The 20427-nt window shown below is 67.3% G+C and carries 19 protein-coding genes and 1 pseudogene; 5 read left to right on the top strand and 15 right to left on the bottom strand.

The window, feature by feature from the left end; genetic code table 11:
- The 4 genes and pseudogenes from HA630_RS23455 to asd form a co-directional block, all read right to left on the bottom strand.
- A pseudogene (locus HA630_RS23455) lies at positions 1 to 107 on the bottom strand (N-(5'-phosphoribosyl)anthranilate isomerase); the annotation flags it as partial.
- Positions 104 to 895 carry a tRNA pseudouridine(38-40) synthase TruA gene (gene truA / locus HA630_RS06265; protein ID WP_166833363.1) on the bottom strand — a complete coding sequence of 264 codons (792 nt, stop codon included), beginning with the start codon at positions 893 to 895 and terminating at the stop codon, positions 104 to 106. The pseudogene HA630_RS23455 and the gene truA, both read right to left, overlap by 4 nt.
- Positions 896 to 917: 22 nt before the next feature.
- Positions 918 to 3482, bottom strand: coding sequence for a FimV/HubP family polar landmark protein (locus HA630_RS06260; RefSeq protein ID WP_371809213.1), 2565 nt, complete (start codon positions 3480 to 3482; stop codon positions 918 to 920).
- 164 nt (positions 3483 to 3646) lie between these two features.
- Positions 3647 to 4756, bottom strand: a complete 1110-nt coding sequence (gene asd / locus HA630_RS06255) for an aspartate-semialdehyde dehydrogenase (protein ID WP_166833361.1) — start codon at positions 4754 to 4756, stop codon at positions 3647 to 3649.
- Between the two features lie 334 nt (positions 4757 to 5090).
- Here asd and HA630_RS06250 point away from each other — a divergent pair, with 334 nt between their 5' ends.
- On the top strand, positions 5091 to 6005 hold the full coding sequence (locus HA630_RS06250) for an MBL fold metallo-hydrolase (RefSeq protein ID WP_371809212.1): 915 nt from the start codon (positions 5091 to 5093) through the stop codon (positions 6003 to 6005).
- 42 nt (positions 6006 to 6047) lie between these two features.
- Here the strand turns inward: HA630_RS06250 and leuB are convergent, their stop codons facing one another.
- From leuB to HA630_RS06195, 11 genes are all read right to left on the bottom strand, one after another.
- Positions 6048 to 7118 (bottom strand): 3-isopropylmalate dehydrogenase, encoded by a 1071-nt coding sequence (leuB, locus tag HA630_RS06245; protein WP_166833357.1) that lies wholly within the window; start codon positions 7116 to 7118, stop codon positions 6048 to 6050.
- An 81-nt stretch (positions 7119 to 7199) separates the two neighbouring features.
- On the bottom strand, positions 7200 to 7853 hold the full coding sequence (gene leuD, locus HA630_RS06240; protein WP_166833355.1) for a 3-isopropylmalate dehydratase small subunit: 654 nt from the start codon (positions 7851 to 7853) through the stop codon (positions 7200 to 7202).
- A gap of 6 nt (positions 7854 to 7859) precedes the next feature.
- Positions 7860 to 7988 carry an entericidin A/B family lipoprotein gene (locus tag HA630_RS06235; RefSeq protein WP_166833353.1) on the bottom strand — a complete coding sequence of 43 codons (129 nt, stop codon included), beginning with the start codon at positions 7986 to 7988 and terminating at the stop codon, positions 7860 to 7862.
- A gap of 24 nt (positions 7989 to 8012) precedes the next feature.
- Positions 8013 to 9434: a 3-isopropylmalate dehydratase large subunit gene (gene leuC / locus HA630_RS06230; protein WP_166833351.1), complete on the bottom strand. Its 1422-nt coding sequence runs from the start codon at positions 9432 to 9434 to the stop codon at positions 8013 to 8015.
- A 123-nt stretch (positions 9435 to 9557) separates the two neighbouring features.
- The gene (gene gltA / locus HA630_RS06225) at positions 9558 to 10868 is read right to left on the bottom strand and encodes a citrate synthase (protein ID WP_166833349.1); all 1311 of its coding nucleotides are present in this window, start codon (positions 10866 to 10868) and stop codon (positions 9558 to 9560) included.
- Between the two features lie 25 nt (positions 10869 to 10893).
- Entirely contained in the window at positions 10894 to 11172 is a 279-nt protein-coding gene (locus HA630_RS06220; RefSeq protein ID WP_166833347.1) for a succinate dehydrogenase assembly factor 2, read from the bottom strand.
- 19 nt (positions 11173 to 11191) lie between these two features.
- On the bottom strand, positions 11192 to 11896 hold the full coding sequence (locus tag HA630_RS06215) for a succinate dehydrogenase iron-sulfur subunit (protein WP_166833345.1): 705 nt from the start codon (positions 11894 to 11896) through the stop codon (positions 11192 to 11194).
- A 24-nt stretch (positions 11897 to 11920) separates the two neighbouring features.
- Complete coding sequence (gene sdhA, locus HA630_RS06210) at positions 11921 to 13726, bottom strand: succinate dehydrogenase flavoprotein subunit (RefSeq protein ID WP_166833343.1); 1806 nt, start codon at positions 13724 to 13726, stop codon at positions 11921 to 11923.
- 3 nt (positions 13727 to 13729) lie between these two features.
- The gene (gene sdhD / locus HA630_RS06205; RefSeq protein ID WP_166833341.1) at positions 13730 to 14095 is read right to left on the bottom strand and encodes a succinate dehydrogenase, hydrophobic membrane anchor protein; all 366 of its coding nucleotides are present in this window, start codon (positions 14093 to 14095) and stop codon (positions 13730 to 13732) included.
- 19 nt (positions 14096 to 14114) lie between these two features.
- Positions 14115 to 14546 carry a succinate dehydrogenase, cytochrome b556 subunit gene (gene sdhC / locus HA630_RS06200; protein WP_166833339.1) on the bottom strand — a complete coding sequence of 144 codons (432 nt, stop codon included), beginning with the start codon at positions 14544 to 14546 and terminating at the stop codon, positions 14115 to 14117.
- Between the two features lie 135 nt (positions 14547 to 14681).
- On the bottom strand, positions 14682 to 15485 hold the full coding sequence (locus HA630_RS06195; RefSeq protein WP_166833337.1) for a GntR family transcriptional regulator: 804 nt from the start codon (positions 15483 to 15485) through the stop codon (positions 14682 to 14684).
- 118 nt (positions 15486 to 15603) lie between these two features.
- Here HA630_RS06195 and HA630_RS06190 point away from each other — a divergent pair, with 118 nt between their 5' ends.
- The 4 genes from HA630_RS06190 to acnB form a co-directional block, all read left to right on the top strand.
- Entirely contained in the window at positions 15604 to 16590 is a 987-nt protein-coding gene (locus HA630_RS06190; RefSeq protein WP_166833335.1) for a malate dehydrogenase, read from the top strand.
- A gap of 20 nt (positions 16591 to 16610) precedes the next feature.
- On the top strand, positions 16611 to 17627 hold the full coding sequence (locus HA630_RS06185) for a CoA ester lyase (protein ID WP_166833333.1): 1017 nt from the start codon (positions 16611 to 16613) through the stop codon (positions 17625 to 17627).
- Entirely contained in the window at positions 17620 to 18105 is a 486-nt protein-coding gene (locus HA630_RS06180) for a hypothetical protein (protein WP_166833331.1), read from the top strand. Before HA630_RS06185 ends, HA630_RS06180 begins: the two co-directional genes overlap by 8 nt.
- A gap of 22 nt (positions 18106 to 18127) precedes the next feature.
- A partial coding sequence (acnB, locus tag HA630_RS06175; protein ID WP_166833329.1) for a bifunctional aconitate hydratase 2/2-methylisocitrate dehydratase occupies positions 18128 to 20427 on the top strand: 2300 nt, incomplete at its 3' end.

Here is a 20427-nt window from a genome sequence, read left to right as displayed (position 1 = left end):
CTGGGTGGGTAGAGCACGAAGCCGATGGCGTCGGCCCCGGCGCGGGCGGCGTGGGCCACGTCGGCCTCGCGCGTGAGGCCACAGATTTTGATGCGGGTGCGGGTCATGGGCCGGGCAACCAGTCGATGTTGGGGGCGTGGCTGGGCAGGCCCCAGTGTGGGGCGTACACCGGCCCCAGGAAGTAGAGGCCGTCGGGGGCGAAGGTGGGGGCGGCGGCGTCGCGGCTGCGGGCGTCGCGCACCTGGGCCATCCAATCGGGCGGGCGCAGGCCCTGGCCCACCGCCACCAGGCAGCCCATGATGTTGCGGATCATGTGGTGCAGGAAGGCGTTGCCCTCGAAACCGAAGCGCCAATAGGCACCGCGGCGTTCGATCTGCACCCGGTGCAACCGCTTGACCGGCGACAGCGCCTGGCACTGCGCCGCGCGGAAAGACGTGAAGTCGTGTTCCCCCACGAGGTGTTGCGCCGCCGCTTCCATGGCGGCGTGGTCCAGTGGGCGGAACACCCAGCCCACGCGGCCGGTTTCCAGGCTGGGCCGCACCGGCGACTCCAGCAACACATAGCTGTAGCGGCGCGCCACGGCGGCGGCGCGCGAATGGAAGGCGTCGGGCACCGGCTGCGCCCACTGCACCGCGATGTCGGTGGGCAGGTAGCGGTTGGTGCCACGTACCCAGGCGTTGGCCGGGCGCAGCACCTCGGTGTCGAAGTGGGCCACCTGCATCAGGCCGTGCACGCCGGCGTCGGTGCGGCCGGCGCAGACGGTGGCGATGGCGGGCACGTGGGCAAACTGGGCCAGCGCCGCTTCGAGCCGGTCCTGCACCGTCAGGCCGCTGGGTTGGCTTTGCCAGCCCTGGTAGGCCGTGCCCAGGTAGCTGATGCCGAGCGCGATCCTCAAGCCGGTTCCGTCTGGTCGCGCGTCAACCCAACTGGGCCAGGAAGGCGCGGGCGCGGGCCTGCAGATCGCCGGTGGCCTCGACCTCCACCTCCTCGGCCAGCGAGCGGGCGCCGTCGGTGTCGCCGATGGCTTCGAACTCGCGTGCCAGCGAGAGCTTGGTTTCCAGCGGGTCGGCGCTGCCGCCTTCGTCCACTTCCAGGTTGGAGAGGTCGTCGAAGTCGGCCAGCGGGTCGGGACTGGCCGTGGCCGTGGCTGCGGAGGCCGGGGCGGCGTTGTCCAGGCCGTCCAGGTCGAGGTCGAGCGACAGGTCGCGCACCTCGGCCGGCAGTTCGGCCGGTGCCGGCACCTCGGCCGGCGCGGTGTTGGGCACCTCGCTCAGGTCGAAGTCGAAGTCCAGGCCGCTGTCGGCCGCGGCAGGGGGGGCCGCGAGGGGCGGGGCTTCGGGCGCCACGGGCTCGGCCGCGGTCAGGTCGAGGTCGAAGGCCAGACCATCGTCTTCGCGGGCCGGCTCGGGCGTGGCGGCGCTGGCCGGTGCCGGGGCGCTGGCGCTGCCCAGGTCCAGATCGACCGCGGGCTCGGCCGGGGTGCTGGGCTCGGTGAGGTCGAAATCAAAGTCGATGTCGGCGCTGGGCGCGGTGGCTGTTTCAGCGGGTACGGTCGCGGGCCCGGCGGGGTCGGTGCTCGGTTCGGTGGCCTGGGCCGACTCGCCAAAACCGAGGTCGATGTCGGGGGTCTCGACCGTCGCGGGTGCAGCCGCGGGGGCGCCGGCCTGGTACAACGGGTTGGCGGGGTCCAACACGCGGCCGGCGTCGCGGGCGGCGGCCCACTCCGGCCCTTCGCCAAAGGTCAGGTCGTACAACGCCTGGGCCTCGGTGTGGTAGGCATCGGTGTCGGCGCGCTGCGCCAGGATCTCCAGCAGCTTGGCCCGCACCGGCAGGCGGTCGGGGTGCAGCCGCAGGGCTTCGCGCAGGATTTCCTCGGCCTGCTGGTCGCGGCCATAGGCCAGGTACACGTCGGCCTCGGCCACCGGGTCCACGTCACCGCCGGCGTCGAGCTGGCTGGGCGAGTACATCATGGACGACACCGGGGCGTCTTCGCTGGTGTCGACCGACTGGCCCTCGGCCTCGCTCTGGGCGGCATCCGGGCTGTCGTCGTCGGGCAGGGCGGCGGCCTTGCGCTGGCGCAGACGCAACAACACCAGCAAGCCGAGGAGGGCCGCGGCACCACCGGCCCCGGGCAGGGCCCAGGGGTGACCCAGCAGCTCGGCCAGGAAGCCGGCGCTGGCCGCGGGCGGCGGTGCCGTTGGCGGGGTGGATGCAGGTGCGGGCGCAGGAGCGGGTTCGGGCGCTGGCACGGGCAGCGGTGGCGCCACCGGCAAGGCTGGGGCCGCGGTCGGCTCGGTCGGGCTGTCGGTCGGTGGCGGGGGCGCGTCGGCCGGGGCGGTGCTGGCGCGCAACTGCTCCAGCTGTTCCAGGTTGCGGGCCAGTTCTTGCTGTCGGTCGGCGGCGGCGTCGCGCTGGCGGGCCTGGGCGATCTGGGCTTCGGCGCTGTCGCGGGCCGCATCGACCGCTTTGGACAGGGTGAGCTTGTCGGCGGCGGCCTCGGTCGGCCGGGTGTCGGTGACCTCGGTCTGCACCTGGCCGGCGGCGGCGCGTTCGGGGGCGGCCTGGGTCGGTGTGGCCGCGGCCAGGCGGCGCCGGTACTCGTTGAAGTCGCGGCTTTGCGCCGAGATCAGGCGCCGCGCTTCCTGGGGGTCGATGGCCGCCACGGACTGGCTGTCGGGCAGGTCGAGCACCACGCCGGCCTTGAGCCGGTTCACGTTCTGGCCCGCAAAGGCCGACGGGTTGGCGCGCAGCAGGCCCACCAGCATCTGTTCCAGGCTCACCTCGGCGGGCTTGTGCGCCGCCGCGATGCGGCCGGCGGTGTCGCCGCGCACGACCTGGACCTGGCGCGTCGCCGTGTCGGCGGCCGGCACCGGCGCGGCGGCTGCCGGGGCCGACGGGCGGGCGGGGGCGGTTGCCCGCGGTGGGGTGGCCGCGGTGGCGCTGGCAGGGGGCGGACTGGGGGCCCGGGCCGGGGCCGTCACGGCCGGCAGCAGCGGTGCGGCCGCGGCGGCGCGCAGGTTCGGCGGGTCGAACAGCAGGGTGTAGCCACGCAGCAACTGGCCGTTGGCCCAGGACGCCTGCAACACCAGGTCGAGGAAGGGTTCGTTCACCACCCGGTTGCTGCGCATCCGGACCACGGTGCGGCCGTCGGGCCGCTGCACCAGCTCAAAGGCCAGGTCGCCCAGCAAGGGGTTGTAGTCCATGCTGGCGGCGCGAAAGCGCTCCAGCGGCGCCACACCGATCTGCAGGCTGGCGGCTTCGTCGGGGGTGATGGAGGGGACATCGATCTCGGCCCGCAGCGGTTCGCCCAACAGCGACTGCACCGACACCCGGCCCAGGGCCAGGGCCCAGGCGTTGCCCGCGGTCAGCGCGGTGACCAGCGCCACCGCCCCGGCCACGCTGCGCAGAATGCCGCGCGGGCCGCCGGGGGTCTGCCTCGGGGTGGTCGATGCGGTCTGTTGGTTGCTAGGCTTGTGGTGCACGAAATCCCCTACCGTGTGTGGCGAGAAATCACCATAGCATCAACGCCTTATGGTGACAAGCTCAGGCGCAGCATGAGCGCTGCCCGTGGCGCCGCAGGGCCGCCACAGACCGCCCACCGTTGCGTTGCAGCCACGGGGGCGGTGCCTGGGGTGTGACTATACCCTCACGCGTCCAGCAAAATGCGCAGCATGCGGCGCAGCGGTTCGGCCGCGCCCCAGAGCAGCTGGTCGCCGATCACGAAGGCGGACACATACTCGGGGCCCATGTTGAGCTTGCGCACGCGGCCCACGCCCACTTCCAGGCCGCCGGTGATGGCGGCGGGGGTGAGTTCCTTGACGGTGATGGCGCGGTCGTTCGGCACCCACTTCACCCAGGGGTTGCCGCTCTTGATGATGGACTCGATGTCTTCGAGAGGCAGGTCCTTCTTCAGCTTGAGCGTCAGCGCCAGGCTGTGGCAGCGCATGGCGCCGATGCGCACGCACAGGCCGTCCACCGGAATGGTTTGCTCGGTGCCCAGGATCTTGTTGACCTCGGCCTGGCCTTTCCATTCCTCCTTGGACTGGCCGTTGGGCAACTGCACGTCGATCCAGGGGATCAGGCCACCGGCCAGCGGGGCGCCGAAGAACTCGGTCGGCACGTCTTCGCGGATGGTCTGGGCGACCTTGCGGTCGATCTCCAGGATGGCGGAGGCGGGCGTGGCCAGTTCGTCGGCCACGGCGGCGTGCACCACGCCCATGCCCTTGAGCAGTTCGCGCATGTGGTTGGCGCCACCGCCGGAAGCGGCCTGGTAGGTCATGGAGCTGACCCACTCCACCAGCCCTTCACGGAACAGCCCGCCCAGCCCCATCAACAGGATGGAGTTGGTGCAGTTGCCGCCGATCCAGTTCTTGCCGCCGGCGGCCAGCGCCTTGCGGATCACGCCATCGTTCACCGGGTCCAGGACGATGACGGCGTCGGACTCCATGCGCAGCGACGAGGCCGCGTCGATCCAGTGGCCTTGCCAGCCGCTGGCGCGCAGCTTGGGGAACACCTCTTTGGTGTAGTCGCCGCCCTGGCAGGTGATCACGATGTCGCACTGGGCCAGCGCCGCGATGTCGTTCGCGTCCTGCAGCGTCTGGTGCGCCTTGGCCATCGCCGGGGCGGGGCCGCCGGTGTTGGACGTGGAAAAGAAAATGGGTTCGATGTGCTCGAAATCGCCCTCGGCGACCATGCGGTCCATCAACACCGAGCCGACCATGCCGCGCCAGCCGACCAAACCTACCAACTTGCTCATGTCAAACGCCCTTTCAAGTGAAACAAAAACGGTCCAGACCAGACCTGTTTACCCCGGCTCGTCTGGGCCAGGAAGGGCGCACGACGATACCGGAGCCGATCAGCTCTTAATAATGGTCGTGGTTTTGGTGGTGATTGCGCGCACGGCCCCGCCTGCCTGGGCGGCAGCAGCGGTGTTCAGGGCGAACGGGCAGGCGGCAAACATGCCCCGATTGTAATGTAATGATTCCTGTCGTACGCTTACAGCGCCTGGGCCCCTGATCAGACCCCGGTGGCTGGGGCCCTGGGTGCAGGGCACACAACCCTTGGGAGACGCCATGTTCAGAAATCGGTGGGTGAAGGGCACGTGGTTGCTGCTGTGCGCCTTGTGGGCCGTGCCCGCCATGGCGCGCGACATCGTGTTCCAACCGGTCGCCGAAGGCGTGTTCGCCTTCATTGGGGACACGGGTGGCCGCAGCTACGACAACGACGCCATCAACGCCAATCTGGGGCTGGTGGTGACCAGCGCCGGCGCGGTGCTGATCGACAGCGGGGCCAGTTACCGCGGTGCCCAGAAGGTGGCCGCGGCGGCCCGCCAAGTCACAGACCAGCCCATACGCTGGGTGATCAACACCGGCAACCAGGACCACCGCTGGCTGGGCAACGGCTACTTCAAGGAACAGGGGGCAGAAATCCTGGCCCATGTGGCGGGCCGCACCCACATGCAGGACGCTGGCGGGCAGATGGTGGGGCGGCTGCGACCGATTCTGAAAGACAAGCTCAGGGGCACCGTGCCCACCCTGCCGAGCCGTTGGCTGGAGGGGCCCGAGAACACCCTGTCGCTGGGTGGCACAGACATCCGTGTGCTGCACCGTGGCGGTGGCCACACGCCAGGCGACATCCTCCTGTGGCTGCCCGCGTCACAGGTGGCGTTTGCGGGCGACGTGGTTTACGTGGAACGGATGCTGGGGATGAACCCGGCCAGCCGCACCCAGCCATGGCTGGACTCGTTTGCGGCACTGGAAGCGCTGCAGCCCCGCACCATCGTCCCCGGGCACGGCGGGCCCACCACCTTGGCACAGGCCCAGAAAGACACGCGTGACCTGCTGCGGGCCCTGCGCCAACACATGGGCCAGGCGCTGGAGGACATGCAGGACATGGACAGCGCCATCAAATCCCTGGACCCGGCGCCGTTCCAGTACCTGCTGCACGCAGACGTGTGGCTGCCGCAGTTGGCCAACCGCACCTACCTGGACATGGAAAAGGAGTGAGCCACGGTCTTCAGTGGCCCACGACTCCTTGGGCGGAGGTGCTCAGCCCAGGGCTTTGAGCACCGCATCGCCCATTTGCGCGGTGCCCACCTTGGTGGTGCCTGCGCTGTAGATGTCGGGGGTGCGCAGCCCTTGGGCCAGCACCTGTTGCACGGCCGCTTCGATGCGGTCGGCCGCTTCGGGCTGGTTCAGGCTGAAGCGCAGCATCATGGCCGCGCTCAGAATGGTGGCCAGCGGGTTGGCCACGCCCTTGCCGGCGATGTCGGGGGCGCTGCCGTGGCTGGGTTCGTACAAGCCCTGGCCCTTGGCGTTCAGGCTGGCCGAAGGCAGCATGCCGATGGAGCCGGTCAGCATGGAGGCTTCGTCGGACAGGATGTCGCCGAACATGTTGCCGGTCACCAGCACGTCAAACGCCTTGGGCGCCTTCACCAGCTGCATGGCGGCGTTGTCCACGTACATGTGCTGGAGTTCCACGTCGGGGTACTGCGCGTGCACCTCGGTGACCACGTCCTTCCAGAATTGGAAAGTTTCCAGCACGTTGGCCTTGTCCACGCTGGTGACCTTCTTGTTGCGCTTGCGTGCGGCCTGGAAGGCCACGTGGGCGATGCGCTCGATCTCCGGCTTGGAGTAGCGCATGGTGTCGAAGGCTTCTTCCGCGCCGGGGAAGTGCCCGTCGGTGGCCACGCGGCGACCGCGGGGTTGGCCGAAATAAATGTCGCCGGTCAGTTCACGGATGATCAGGATGTCCAGGCCCGCGATCAGCTCGGGCTTGAGGCTGGACGCGCCCACCAACTGCTCGTAGCAGATGGCCGGGCGGAAGTTGGCGAACAGCCCCATGTGCTTGCGCAGGCCCAGAATGGCTTGCTCGGGGCGCAGCGGGCGGTCCAGCGTGTCGTACTTCCAGTCGCCCACGGCGCCGAACAGCACCGCGTCGCTGTCCATGGCCAGCTTCAGGGTGGATTCGGGCAGGGGGTGGCCGTGGGCGTCGAAGGCCGCACCTCCGACCAGTGCCTGTTCCATCTCGAACGGGAGGTCGAGGGCGTGGAGGACCTTGACGGCTTCGGTGACGATTTCGGTGCCGATGCCGTCACCGGGGAGAACTGCGATCTTCATCTGGGGTGGGCGCCACGGACGCCAATGAGGGAACACGGTGGCAGCCCCCGAGGGGACTGCGGACGGAGGGACGTGGGCGTTTCAGCCGACGAAGGTGCGGGCCAGCCAGGGCTTGGTGGCCAGGCGCTCGGCCTCGTAGGCCTGGATCTTGTCCTTGTGGCGCAGCGTCAGACCGATGTCGTCGAGCCCGTTGAGCAGGCAGTATTTGCGGAAGGGCTGCACCTCGAAGGGGATCTCCTCGCCCTGCGGCTGCACGATGACCTGGCGCTCCAGGTCGATGGTCAGCCGGTAGCCGGGGAAGGCGTGGACCGCGTCGAACAGCTGGCTCACCGTGGCCTCGGGCAGCACGATGGGCAGCAGACCGTTCTTGAAGCAGTTGTTGAAGAAGATGTCGGCAAAACTCGGCGCGATGACGGCGCGAAAGCCGTACTGGTCGATGGCCCAGGGCGCGTGTTCGCGGCTGGAGCCGCAGCCGAAATTCTTGCGCGCCAACAGAATGGAGGCGCCCTGGTAGCGCGGCTGGTTCAGCACAAAGTCCGGGTTGGGCGTGCGTTGGCTTTCCGGCACGCCGGGCTGGCCCGGCTGGTCCAGGTAGCGCCACTCGTCGAACAGGTTGGGGCCAAAGCCGGTCTTGCGGATCGACTTCAGAAACTGCTTGGGGATGATGGCGTCGGTGTCGACGTTCTCGCGGTCCATGGGGGCCACCAGGCCCTGGTGCACGGTGAATTGCTGCATGCTGGCTTACTTCGCGGCGTCTTGGAGGACCTGACCGCCTTTTTGAACGTCTTTGCCGATGCCGGCCACGGTGTTGCAACCCGTCAGGGCCACCAGAGCCAGGACGGAGATCATCAGCGCATAGGTCTTTTTCATGGCAGGGTTCCTTTCGGTGGGGGGTCAGGCGAACTGACGGATGTCGACGAAATGGCCGTGGATGGCGGCGGCGGCGGCCATGGCCGGGCTGACCAGGTGGGTGCGCCCACCCGCGCCCTGGCGGCCTTCGAAGTTGCGGTTGCTGGTGCTGGCGCAGCGCTCGCCCGGCTCCAGCCGGTCGGCGTTCATGGCCAGGCACATGGAGCAGCCGGGCTCGCGCCATTCAAAGCCCGCGGCCTTGAAAATCTCGTGCAGACCCTCGCGTTCGGCCTGGGCCTTGACCAGACCAGAACCCGGCACCACCATGGCCAGCTTCACGTCCTTGGCGACTTTCTGGCCCAGCTTCTTCACCACCGCGGCGGCCTCGCGCATGTCCTCGATGCGGCTGTTGGTGCAAGAGCCGATGAACACCTTGTCGACGTGGATGTCGGCCAGCGCCTTGCCCGGTTGCAGGCCCATGTAGGTCAGGGCGCGCTCCATGGCGTTGCGCTTGTTCGGGTCCTTTTCCTGGTCCGGGTCGGGCACGGCGGCGGTCACCGGCAGCACCATTTCGGGCGAGGTGCCCCAGGTCACCTGCGGCAGGATCTCGGCGGCGTTGAGCTCGACCACGGTGTCGAACACCGCGTCCGGGTCGGAATGCAGGGTGCGCCAGTGGGCCACGGCCTGGTCCCACTCGACCCCGGTCGGGGCCATGGGGCGGCCTTTGACGTACTCCAGGGTTTTGTCGTCCACCGCCACCAGGCCGGCGCGGGCGCCGCCTTCAATGGCCATGTTGCACACCGTCATGCGGCCTTCCATGCTCAGCGCGCGGATGGCGCTGCCACCGAATTCGATGGTGTAGCCGGTGCCACCGGCGGTGCCGATCTTGCCGATGATGGCCAGCACGATGTCTTTGGCGCCGCAGCCTTGGGGCAGTTGGCCTTCGACCTTGACCAGCATGTTCTTGGCCTTTTTGGCCAGCAGGGTCTGGGTCGCCATCACGTGCTCGACCTCGGAGGTGCCGATGCCGTGGGCCAGCGCGCCAAAGGCACCGTGGGTGGAGGTGTGGCTGTCGCCACAGACCACGGTCATACCGGGCAGGGTGGCGCCGTTTTCCGGGCCCACCACGTGCACGATGCCCTGGCGCTGGCTCATGAAGGGGAAGAACGCCGCCGCGCCGAACTCGGCGATGTTGCTGTCCAACGTGGTGATCTGTTCCTTGCTGATGGGATCGGCGATGCCGTCGTAGCCCAGTTCCCAGCCGGTGGTCGGGGTGTTGTGGTCGGCGGTGGCCACCACCGAGCTGACGCGCCAGAGCTTGCGGCCGGCCACGCGCAGGCCTTCAAACGCCTGCGGGCTGGTGACTTCGTGCACCAGGTGGCGGTCGATGTAGAGCACCGCGGTGCCGTCTTCCTCGGTGTGGACAACGTGCTCGTCCCAGATCTTGTCGTAAAGGGTGCGTCCCATGTGTGGCAATCTTTGGAATAGGGGCCGGGCGGTACCGCTCGGACCGCCTATTTTAGGCGCAGGAAAGCGAAAGCCCGCGGGCGCGGGCTTTCGTGCAAGGGGCAGGGGCTGGGCCCCTTGGCCTCAACGCTGGGCCAGCGGCGGCACGTCGCGGCGCGGCGAACCGGTGAACAGCTGGCGCGGGCGGCCGATCTTGTACTCGGGGTCGCTGATCATCTCGTTGAGCTGGGCGATCCAGCCCACGGTGCGGGCCAGGGCGAAGATGCCGGTGAACAGGTTCACCGGGATGCCAATGGCGCGCTGCACGATGCCGGAGTAGAAGTCCACGTTCGGGTACAGCTTGCGGCTGACGAAGTAGTCGTCTTCCAAGGCGATCTTCTCCAGCTCCTTGGCCAGCTTGAACAGCGGGTCGTTCTGCAGACCCAGTTCCTGCAGCACCTCGTTGCAGGTTTCCTGCATGAGTTTGGCGCGCGGGTCGTAGTTCTTGTAGACGCGGTGACCGAAGCCCATCAGTTTGACGCCGGAGTTCTTGTCCTTGACCTTCTCCATGAACTCGCCGACCTTGGCCACGCCACCGCTGGCCTGGATTTCTTCCAGCATGTTCAGGCAGGCCTCGTTGGCGCCGCCGTGGGCCGGGCCCCACAGGCAGGCCACGCCGGCGGCGATGGCCGCGAACGGGTTGGTGCCCGACGAACCGCACAGGCGCACGGTGGAGGTGGAGGCGTTCTGCTCGTGGTCGGCGTGCAGGATGAAGATGCGGTCCAGGGCACGTTCCAGCACCGGGTTGACCTTGTACTCCTCGCACGGGGTGCCGAACATCATGCGCAGGAAGTTGCCGGCGTACGACAGGTCGTTGCGCGGGTACATGTAGGGCTGGCCGATCTTGTACTTGTAGGCCATGGCCACGAGCGTCGGCATCTTGGCGATCAGGCGGATCGCGGCGACGTGGCGGTGCTCGGGGTTGTTGATGTCGGTGCTGTCGTGGTAGAAGGCCGACAGGCCGCCCACCAGACCGGTCAGCACGGCCATCGGGTGCGCGTCACGGCGGAAGCCGCGCAGGAAGAACTGCATCTGCTCGTTGACCATGGTGTGGTTGATCACGAGGCTGTGGAAGTCCTTGCGCTGGGTCTCGTTGGGCAGTTCGCCGTTGAGCAGCAGGTAGCAGGTGTCGAGGTAGTCACAGCCGGTGGCCAGCTGTTCGATCGGGTAGCCGCGGTACAGCAACTCGCCCTTGTCGCCGTCGATGTAGGTGATGGCCGACTGGCAGGACGCGGTGGACAGGAAGCCCGGGTCGTAGGTGAACATGCCGGTCTGGGCGTACAGCTTGCGGATGTCGATGACGTCCGGACCGATGTTGCCGGCGTAGACCGGCAGTTCCACGCTGGGCGCACCGTTGCTGAACGACAGGGTGGCTTTGTTGTCAACGAGTTTCATTCGTCTTCCTTGTGAATGGTGGGCTTCAATGAACCGGGGACGCGCGCAGCACGTCCAGCAGTTCCACGACTTCCTCGGTGGCCAGCGCGCCTTGCGGTTCAACCCGGCGCAACAGCAGATCGAGCAGATCGTTGTCGGACAGGTCCATGAGGGTGTTCATGGCGCGGGCCTGACGGACGGTGATGCCAGATTCGTGCCTGGCAAAAAAACGCTCGATGAACAGGTCGTTTTCGAGCAATCCACGGCGGCAACGCCACCTGAGCTTGCTCAGGGCGCGTTCGTCGAGCAGGGCGTTGTCGTCCATGGTGCAAACCGGTGCACGCTCAGACCGAGCGCAGCACCATCATTTCCTTGATCTTGCCGATGGCCTTGGTCGGGTTCAGACCCTTGGGGCAGACGTCGACGCAGTTCATGATGGTGTGGCAGCGGAACAGGCGGTACGGGTCTTCCAGGTTGTCCAGGCGCTCGCTGGTGGCGTGGTCGCGGCTGTCGGCGATGAAGCGGTAGGCCTGCAGCAGACCGGCCGGGCCGACGAACTTGTCCGGGTTCCACCAGAAGCTGGGGCAGCTGGTCGAGCAGCTCGCGCACAGGATGCACTCGTACAAGCCGTTGAGCTCTTCGCGCTCTTCGGGGCTCTGCAGGCGCTCTTTCTCGGGCGGCTGGGTCGGGTTGATCAGGTAGGGCTTGACCGAGTGGTACTGCTTGAAGAACAGCGTCATGTCCACGATCAGGTCGCGCACCACCGGCAGGCCGGGCAGCGGCTTCAACACGATGTCGCCCTTGAGGGTGTTCATGTTGGTCAGGCAGGCCAGACCGTTCTTGCCGTTGATGTTCATCGCGTCCGAACCGCACACGCCTTCGCGGCAGGAGCGGCGGAAGGAGATGGTGGGGTCCAGCTCCTTGAGCTTCATCAGCGCGTCGAGCAGCATGCGCTCCTGGCCGTCCAGTTCGACCTGGATGGTCTGCATGTAGGGCTTGGCGTCCTTCTCGGGGTCGTAGCGGTAGATCTTGAAAGTGCGTTTGGCCATCGTGTGCTCCAACTCGGTGCGCGGTTAGAAGGTGCGGACCTTCGGGGGAACGGAATCCACCGTCAGCGGCTTGAGGTTGACGGGCTTGTAGGTCAGCGAGTTGTCGGCGCTGTGCCACAAGGTGTGCTTCATCCACTCCTTGTCGTTGCGGCCCAGCGGGAACTCGGCGTCGTCGGCGGGGCGCTCGTAGTCGTTGACGGTGTGGGCGCCGCGGCACTCGTGGCGGGCGGCGGCCGAGGTCATGGTGGCCTGGGCGGCTTCCATCAGGTTCTCGACTTCCAGCGCCTCGATGCGGGCGGTGTTGAACACCTTGGACTTGTCCTTGAGGCCGATGTTGGCCACGCGGTCGCGCAGGGCGTTGATCTTCTTCACGCCCTCGTCCATGCTGGCCTGGGTGCGGAACACGCCCGCGTGCTGCTGCATGGTGGCGCGCATGTCGTTGGCCACGGTCTGGGCGTACTCGCCGCTGGTGGCGCTGTCCAGGCGGGCCAGGCGGGCCAGGGTGCGGTCGGCCGCATCCTTGGGCAGGTCCTTGAACTCGGCCTTGGGGTTGACGTTGGCAACGATGTGGTTGCCGGCCGCACGGCCGAAGACCAGCAGGTCGAGCAGCGAGTTGGTGCCCAGGCGGTTGGCGCCGTGCACCGACACGCAGGAGCATTCGCCCACCGCGTACAGGCCGTTGACCACCTTCTGGCCACCGTTGCCGTCGGGGGTGACGACCTGGCCGTTGATGTTGGTCGGGATGCCGCCCATCTGGTAGTGGATGGTGGGCACCACGGGGATCGGCTCGCGGGTGATGTCGACGTTGGCGAAGTTCACGCCAATTTCGTACACCGACGGCAGGCGCTTGTGGATGGTGTCGGCGTCCAGGTAGCTGAAGTTCAGCAGCACGTGGTCCTTGTTCGGGCCACAGCCCCGGCCTTCCTTGATTTCCTGGTCCATGCAGCGGGACACGAAATCGCGCGGCGCCAGGTCTTTCAGGGTGGGCGCGTAGCGCTCCATGAAGCGTTCGCCTTCGGCGTTGACGAGGTAAGCGCCTTCGCCGCGGCAGCCTTCGGTCAGCAGCACGCCCGCGCCGGACACGCCGGTCGGGTGGAACTGCCAGAACTCCATGTCTTGCAGCGGGATGCCGGCGCGCGCCGCCATGCCCAGGCCGTCACCGGTGTTGATGAAGGCGTTGGTAGAGGCGGCGAAGATGCGGCCGGCACCGCCGGTGGCCAGCATCACGGTCTTGGCTTCGAGGATGTAGGTTTCGCCGGTTTCCATTTCCAGCGCGGTCACGCCCACGACATCGCCGTCGCTGTTGCGGATCAGGTCCAGCGCCATCCATTCCACGAAGAAAGTGGTGCGGGCCGACACGTTCTGCTGGTACAGGGTGTGCAGCATGGCGTGGCCGGTGCGGTCGGCGGCGGCACAGGCGCGCGGCACGGCCTTTTCACCGTAGTTGGCGGTGTGGCCGCCGAACGGGCGCTGGTAGATGGTGCCGTCCGGGTTGCGGTCGAAAGGCATGCCGAAATGCTCGAGTTCGTAAACGACCTTCGGCGCTTCGCGGCACATGAATTCGATCGCGTCCTGGTCGCCGAGCCAGTCGGAGCCTTTGACAGTGTCGTAGAAGTGGTAGTGCCAGTTGTCCTCGTTCATGTTGCCCAGCGAGGCACCGATACCGCCTTGCGCAGCGACGGTGTGCGAACGGGTGGGGAACACCTTGGACAGCACGGCCACGTTGAGGCCGGCGCGGGCCAGTTGCAGCGACGCGCGCATGCCGGAGCCACCGGCGCCGACGATCACGACGTCAAAGCGGCGGCGGGGCAGGGAAGAAGTGGTCGACATGAATCAGAGCCTCCAGAGGACTTGAAAGGCCCAGCCGGCGCAGCCAACCAGCCAGACGATGGTGAACACATGCAGAGCCAGGCGCAGGCCCACGGGTTTGACGTAGTCCATCCAGATGTCGCGCACGCCGACGAAGGCGTGCCACATCAGGGCGATGATGACCGCGAAGGTCAGGAACTTCATCCATTGGGCGGCGAAGATGCCGGCCCAGGTTTCGTAGCCGATCGGGCCACTGGAGAAGATCACCTGGGCCAGCAGCACCACGGTGAACAGGGCCATGAGGCCCGCGCTGATGCGCTGCATCAGCCAGTCGCGCATGCCGTAGTGGGCGCCGGTGACGACGCGCTTGGAGCCGTAGTTGACGGACATGGTTTTTACTCCGGTTGAATCAGTACAGGCCGAACAGCTTGGCGCCCAGCACGGCGGTCAGGCCCAGGCCCAGCACCAGGGTGACCACGGCGGACGACTTGCCGAATTCCTTGGTCACGCTGTGGGTGGCGTCCATGTAGAGGTGGCGCACACCGGCGATGAAGTGGTGCAGGTAGCCCCAGATCAGGCCCAGCACCACCAGCTTGACGAACCAGCCCGGCACGAAACCGATGCCGGCGCTGAAGGCCGAGGTGAAGGTCTCGAAGGAGATTTCCGAGGACAGGGAGGTGTCGAACATCCAGATGATGAAGGGCATCAACAGGAACATCAGCAGGCCGCTGACGCGGTGCAGGATGGACACCCAGCCCGCCGCCGGCAGGCGGTAGGTGGTCAGGTCCTTGAACGCATTGATGTTGCGGAACTCGGGCCGTTTTTTGCTCAGCTCTGTCATGGAAGAACTCTCGGTTGGCTTGAAGACGGTGAAATGACCAACATGTGACTGTGGGGCATCACGCTGACGGAAAACTGTCGGATTCTATTGCAATGCAACATACGGTTTCGGGTGGTGACCGGATGCAAAGCCCCTTCAGCTCAGTTGGTTGCGGTAGTGGTGGCTGTCGGTGCGGTACAGGCCGCGGCGCAACTCCATGGGCACGTCGTTGTAGGTGTAGGCGATGCGCTCGACGCTCAGCAGTGGCGAGCCTTCGGGCACCTGCAGCCGTTCGGCGGTGGCGGCGTCGGCGGCCACGGCTTTGACCTTTTCTTCGGCGCGCACCATGCGCACCCCGAACTGGGTCTCGAACAGGGCGTACATGGCGCCCTGGTGCTGGGCCAGGGTTTCCAGCGTCAGGCCCTTGAAGGCGTTGCCGTGCAGCCAGAGGTCTTCGGCGATGGTGGGCACGTCGCCAAACGACAGCACCCGGCTGACCTGAATCAGCGGCTCGCCGCCGCGCAGGCCCAGGGCCTGGGTGATCTCCACCGGTGCCCGCAGCCGGCGGCAGGCGATGATCTGGCGCTGCGCCGGGCCTTCGCTGTCGAGCGTGCCGATGTCGGGGTGCAACCGCAGGAAGCGGTACTGGATGTGCTGCTCGGCGTGGGTGGCGACGAAAGTGCCCTTGCCCTGGCGCCGCACCAGCAGGTTGTCGGCGGCCAGCTCGTCGATGGCCTTGCGCACCGTGCCCTGGCTGACCTTGTAGCGCGCGGCCAGTTCCAGCTCGCTCGGGATCGGGTCGCCCGGCTTCCATTCGCCCCCTTGCAGGCTCTGCAGGATCAGGGTTTTGATCTGCTGGTACAGCGGGCTGAAAGCGGGCGTGCTCGGGGCGACACCGGTCCCGGCGGGCGGTGGGCCGTCGCTGGGCGCGGGGCTGGCGGGGTCTGGGTTGGCTTGCATGGTGCTGACGCAATCATATCTTATATAAGACATAAGACAAATTGACGGTCGCGGGTTTACCAGAGTACACTTGCACGGATTTGTTTTTCTTCAACCGTTCCTTATCTGGAGTGTTTTCATGAGCAAGAAGCCCGTTCGCGTGGCCGTCACCGGTGCCGCAGGTCAAATTGGTTACGCCCTGTTGTTCCGCATCGCCTCGGGCGAGATGCTGGGCAAGGACCAGCCGGTGATTCTGCAGCTGCTGGAAATCCCCGACGAAAAAGCTCAGAAAGCCCTCAAGGGCGTGATGATGGAGCTGGAAGACTGCGCCTTCCCGCTGCTGGCCGGCATGGAAGCCCATTCCGACGCCATGACCGCCTTCAAGGACACCGACTACGCCCTGCTGGTGGGTGCCCGTCCGCGTGGCCCCGGCATGGAGCGCGCCGACCTGCTGGCCGCCAACGCCCAGATCTTCACCGCCCAGGGCAAGGCCCTGAACGCCGTGGCTTCCCGCGACGTGAAAGTGCTGGTGGTGGGCAACCCCGCCAACACCAACGCCTACATCGCCATGAAGAGCGCCCCGGACCTCAAGCCCGGCAACTTCACCGCCATGCTGCGCCTGGACCACAACCGCGCCGCGTCGCAAATCGCGGCCAAGACCGGCAAGGCCGTCAAGGACATCGAGCAACTGGCCGTGTGGGGCAACCACTCGCCCACCATGTATGCCGACTACCGTTTCGCCACCATCAACGGCGAATCCGTCAAGGACATGATCAACGACCAGGTGTGGAACGAAACCGTGTTCCTGCCGACCGTGGGCAAGCGCGGCGCCGCCATCATTGAAGCGCGTGGCCTGTCTTCCGCCGCTTCCGCCGCCAACGCCGCCATCGACCACATGCGCGACTGGGCCCTGGGCACCAACGGCAAGTGGGTGACCATGGGCATCCCGTCGCAGGGCTGGTACGGCATTCCGAAGGACGTGATGTTCGGCTTCCCCGTGACCTGCGAAAACGGCGAGTACAAGGTCGTGGAAGGCCTGTCCATCGACGCGTTCAGCCAGGCTTGCATCGACAAGACCCTGAAAGAGCTGACCGACGAGCAGGCCGGCGTGGCCCACCTGCTGTAATTTTCACGGCCCGGACACGCATGCACCCCCGCCAAGTGTTGTTGGGCGCGCAAGCGGCCGCTGCCATGCTGCCGGTGTGCGACCACTACAGTGGCGTGGAGGTGCGCATGCGCAAGAGCCTGGCCTTGCAGGCCGAGTTCGTGCAGCGCCTTGGCGCCTGCGTGTTCGACGTGACGCTGGACTGCGAGGACGGCGCCCCGGTGGGCGGCGAGGCGGAGCACGCCGCGCTGGTCACCGAACTGGTGCAGGGGCTGGACTTGTCCGGCCCGGTGCGTCAGCGCGTGGGCGTGCGCGTGCACCCGGTGGACCACCCGGCGTTCGAGGCCGATGTGGCCCACATCGTGGGCAACGTGGCCGACCGCCTGGCCTACCTGATGGTGCCCAAGGTGGAGTCGGTGGCCGATGTGGAGCTTGCCGTGCAGGCTCTGGACGCGGCCGGCGGGGGGGAACTGCCCTTGCACGTGCTGATCGAGTCGCCGCTGGCGGTGCACCGCGCCTTCGACATTGCCGCGCACCCGCGCGTGCAGTCGCTCAGCTTTGGTCTGATGGATTTTGTCTCCGCCCACGGCGGGGCCATCCCTTCCGCTGGCATGGGCGTGGCCGGGCAGTTCAGCCACCCGCTGGTGCTGCGCGCCAAGCTCGACATCGCCAGCGCGGCGCACGCCCACGGCAAGGTGCCGTCGCACTGCGTGGTGACCGAATTCAAGGACACCGAGGCCCTGCGCCAGGCCGCCCGCCAGGCGGCCCAGTCGCTGGGCTACACCCGCATGTGGAGCATCCACCCGGACCAGATCGTGCCCATTCTGGAAGCCTTCGCGCCCCCGGCGCAGGAGGTGGACACCGCGGCCGAGATCGTGTTGGCCGCCCAGGCCGCCGACTGGGCCCCGATTTCGCACCGGGGCCACTTGCACGACCGGGCCAGTTACCGTTATTTTTGGCAGGTGCTGGAACGGGCGCACCAGACCGGGTGCGTGCTGCCCGAACCGGTGCGCCATTTGTGGCCAACCGCACCCGGTGGGGGAGTGAACCATGCGTGAAACTGTCTGGCGCGCAGGCGTCGCCGGCCTGTGCTTGTGCGCAGGGCTGTGGCCACCCCTGGCCTGGTCGCGTGCGCCGGCCGGCCCCGTGGTGCCGGTCACGCTGGCGCCGCTGACCGAGGCGGAACACGCCATCGCCGCCAGGGTGCACGTGGGCGACCTGCCTTGCGAACTGGGGCAAAGCGTGCGCCTGCGCGCCGACGAGACCGCCCCGGGCCATTTCCACCTGCAGCTCAAGGCGCAGCGCTTTCACCTGCGGCCGGTGGCGTCCAGCACCGGCGCGGTGCGCCTGGAGGACCCGGCGCAGGGCGCGGTCTGGCTGCAGCTGGCCAACAAGTCGATGCTGATGAGCCAGAAACTCGGCCGTCGCCTGGTGGACGAGTGCGCCGGACCGGTGCAACGCGCCCAGGCCGAGGCCATGAAGCGCCACCCGGCACCGCATTTGCTTGACGTGGCACAGAGCCCACGTCTGGATTGAAGTTTTTTCACTGGAGTCAATGATGTTGCAAGCCTACCGTCAACATGCCGCCGAGCGCGCCGCGCTGGGCATCCCGCCGCTGCCGCTGGACGCCAAGCAAGTGGCCGAGCTGATCGAGCTGATCAAGAACCCGCCCGCCGGCGAAGAGGCGTTCCTGCTGGAACTGCTGACCCACCGCGTGCCGCCGGGCGTGGACGACGCCGCCAAGGTCAAGGCCAGCTTCCTGGCCGCCGTGGCCCACGGGGACGTGGCCGTGGCGCTGCTCTCCAAGGCCAAGGCCACCGAACTGTTGGGCACCATGGTGGGTGGCTACAACGTGCACCCGCTGATCGAGCTGCTGGACGACGCCGAAGTCGCGGGCGTGGCCGCCGAGGGCCTCAAGAAGACCCTGCTGATGTTCGACTTCTTCAACGACGTCGCCGACAAGGCCAAGGCCGGCAACGCCAAGGCCAAGGAAGTCATGCAGAGCTGGGCCGACGCCGAGTGGTTCACCAGCCGCCCGGAAGTCGAGAAGAAGATCACCGTCACCGTGTTCAAGGTGCCCGGCGAGACCAACACCGACGACCTGTCGCCCGCGCCCGACGCCTGGAGCCGCCCGGACATCCCGCTGCACTACCTGGCGATGCTGAAGAACACCCGCCCCGACGCGGCCTTCAAGCCCGAGGAAGACGGCAAGCGCGGCCCGATGCAGTTCATCGAAGACCTCAAGAAAAAGGGCCACCTGGTCGCCTACGTGGGCGACGTGGTCGGCACCGGTTCTTCGCGCAAGTCCGCCACCAACTCGGTGATCTGGGCCACCGGCCAGGACATCCCCTTCGTGCCGAACAAGCGCTTCGGCGGCGTGACGCTGGGCGGCAAGATCGCCCCCATCTTCTTCAACACCCAGGAAGACTCCGGTTCGCTGCCGATCGAAGTGGACGTGAGCCAGCTGGAAATGGGCGACGTGATCGACGTGCTGCCCTACGACGGCAAGCTGCTGAAGAACGGCGCCGAAGTGGCCTCGTTCGCCCTCAAGAGCGAGGTGCTGCTGGACGAAGTGCGCGCCGGCGGCCGCATCAACCTGATCATTGGCCGCAGCCTGACCGCCAAGGCGCGCGAGTTCCTGGGTCTGCCCGCTTCGACCCTGTTCCGCCTGCCCAAGGCGCCGGTCGAGTCCAAGGCCGGCTTCACCCTGGCGCAGAAGATGGTGGGCCGCGCCGTCGGCCTGCCGGAAGGCCAGGGCGTGCGCCCCGGCACCTACTGCGAGCCGAAGATGACCACCGTGGGTTCGCAAGACACCACCGGCCCCATGACCCGCGACGAGCTGAAGGACCTGGCCTGCCTGGGCTTCAGCGCCGACCTGGTGATGCAGTCCTTCTGCCACACCGCCGCCTACCCCAAGCCGGTGGACGTGAAGACCCACCGCGAACTGCCCGCCTTCATCAGCAACCGCGGCGGCGTGGCGCTGCGCCCGGGCGACGGCGTGATCCACAGCTGGCTCAACCGCCTGCTGCTGCCCGACACCGTGGGCACCGGCGGTGACTCGCACACCCGCTTCCCCATCGGCATTTCCTTCCCGGCCGGTTCCGGCCTGGTGGCCTTCGGTGCCGCCACCGGCGTGATGCCGCTGGACATGCCCGAGTCGGTGCTGGTGCGCTTCAAGGGCCAGATGCAGCCGGGCGTGACCCTGCGTGACCTGGTGCACGCCATTCCGCTGTACGCCATCAAGGCCGGTCTGCTGACCGTGGCCAAGGCCGGCAAGAAGAACGTGTTCTCGGGCCGCATCCTGGAAATCGAAGGTCTGCCGGACCTGAAGGTGGAGCAGGCGTTCGAGCTGTCCGACGCGTCGGCCGAGCGTTCCGCCGCCGGTTGCACCATCAAGCTCAACCCCGAGCCGATCAAGGAATACCTCACCAGCAACATCGTGCTGATGAAGAACATGATCGCCGAGGGCTACCAGGACGCCAAGACCCTGGCGCGCCGCATCGAGAAGGTGGAACAGTGGTTGGCCAACCCCAACCTGCTGGAAGCCGACCAAGACGCCGAGTACGCCGCCGTGATCGAGATCGACCTGGCCGACATCAAGGAGCCGATCGTCTGTTGCCCGAACGACCCGGACGACGCCAAGTTCCTGTCCGAAGTGGCCGGCACCCCGATCGACGAGTCCTTCATCGGTTCGTGCATGACCAACATCGGTCACTTCCGCGCCGCGGCCAAGCTGCTGGGCGGCCAGCGCGACATCCCCGTGAAAATGTGGGTGGCCCCGCCGACCAAGATGGACGAGAGCGAGCTGATCAAGGAAGGCCACTACGCCGCGTTCGGCACCGCCGGTGCCCGCACCGA

Source organism: Aquabacterium sp. A08, from assembly GCF_011742065.1.
The sequence above is the reverse complement of the archived record's forward strand: the minus strand, read 5'-3'. Positions and strand labels throughout refer to the sequence as shown.

What these genes read in the sequence shown, in the direction of transcription:
- HA630_RS06195 (WP_166833337.1), bottom strand. Translation starts at nt 15,485, where the DNA reads ATGCAAGCCAACCCAGACCCCGCCAGCCCCGCGCCCAGCGACGGCCCA.
- HA630_RS06185 (WP_166833333.1), top strand. Translation starts at nt 16,611, where the DNA reads ATGCACCCCCGCCAAGTGTTGTTGGGCGCGCAAGCGGCCGCTGCCATG.
- leuC (WP_166833351.1), bottom strand. Translation starts at nt 9,434, where the DNA reads ATGGGACGCACCCTTTACGACAAGATCTGGGACGAGCACGTTGTCCAC.
- HA630_RS06220 (WP_166833347.1), bottom strand. Translation starts at nt 11,172, where the DNA reads ATGGACGACAACGCCCTGCTCGACGAACGCGCCCTGAGCAAGCTCAGG.
- asd (WP_166833361.1), bottom strand. Translation starts at nt 4,756, where the DNA reads ATGAGCAAGTTGGTAGGTTTGGTCGGCTGGCGCGGCATGGTCGGCTCG.
- gltA (WP_166833349.1), bottom strand. Translation starts at nt 10,868, where the DNA reads ATGAAACTCGTTGACAACAAAGCCACCCTGTCGTTCAGCAACGGTGCG.
- sdhC (WP_166833339.1), bottom strand. Translation starts at nt 14,546, where the DNA reads ATGACAGAGCTGAGCAAAAAACGGCCCGAGTTCCGCAACATCAATGCG.
- leuB (WP_166833357.1), bottom strand. Translation starts at nt 7,118, where the DNA reads ATGAAGATCGCAGTTCTCCCCGGTGACGGCATCGGCACCGAAATCGTC.
- HA630_RS06215 (WP_166833345.1), bottom strand. Translation starts at nt 11,896, where the DNA reads ATGGCCAAACGCACTTTCAAGATCTACCGCTACGACCCCGAGAAGGAC.
- leuD (WP_166833355.1), bottom strand. Translation starts at nt 7,853, where the DNA reads ATGCAGCAATTCACCGTGCACCAGGGCCTGGTGGCCCCCATGGACCGC.
- HA630_RS06235 (WP_166833353.1), bottom strand. Translation starts at nt 7,988, where the DNA reads ATGAAAAAGACCTATGCGCTGATGATCTCCGTCCTGGCTCTGGTGGCC.
- sdhA (WP_166833343.1), bottom strand. Translation starts at nt 13,726, where the DNA reads ATGTCGACCACTTCTTCCCTGCCCCGCCGCCGCTTTGACGTCGTGATC.
- sdhD (WP_166833341.1), bottom strand. Translation starts at nt 14,095, where the DNA reads ATGTCCGTCAACTACGGCTCCAAGCGCGTCGTCACCGGCGCCCACTAC.
- HA630_RS06180 (WP_166833331.1), top strand. Translation starts at nt 17,620, where the DNA reads ATGCGTGAAACTGTCTGGCGCGCAGGCGTCGCCGGCCTGTGCTTGTGC.
- HA630_RS06190 (WP_166833335.1), top strand. Translation starts at nt 15,604, where the DNA reads ATGAGCAAGAAGCCCGTTCGCGTGGCCGTCACCGGTGCCGCAGGTCAA.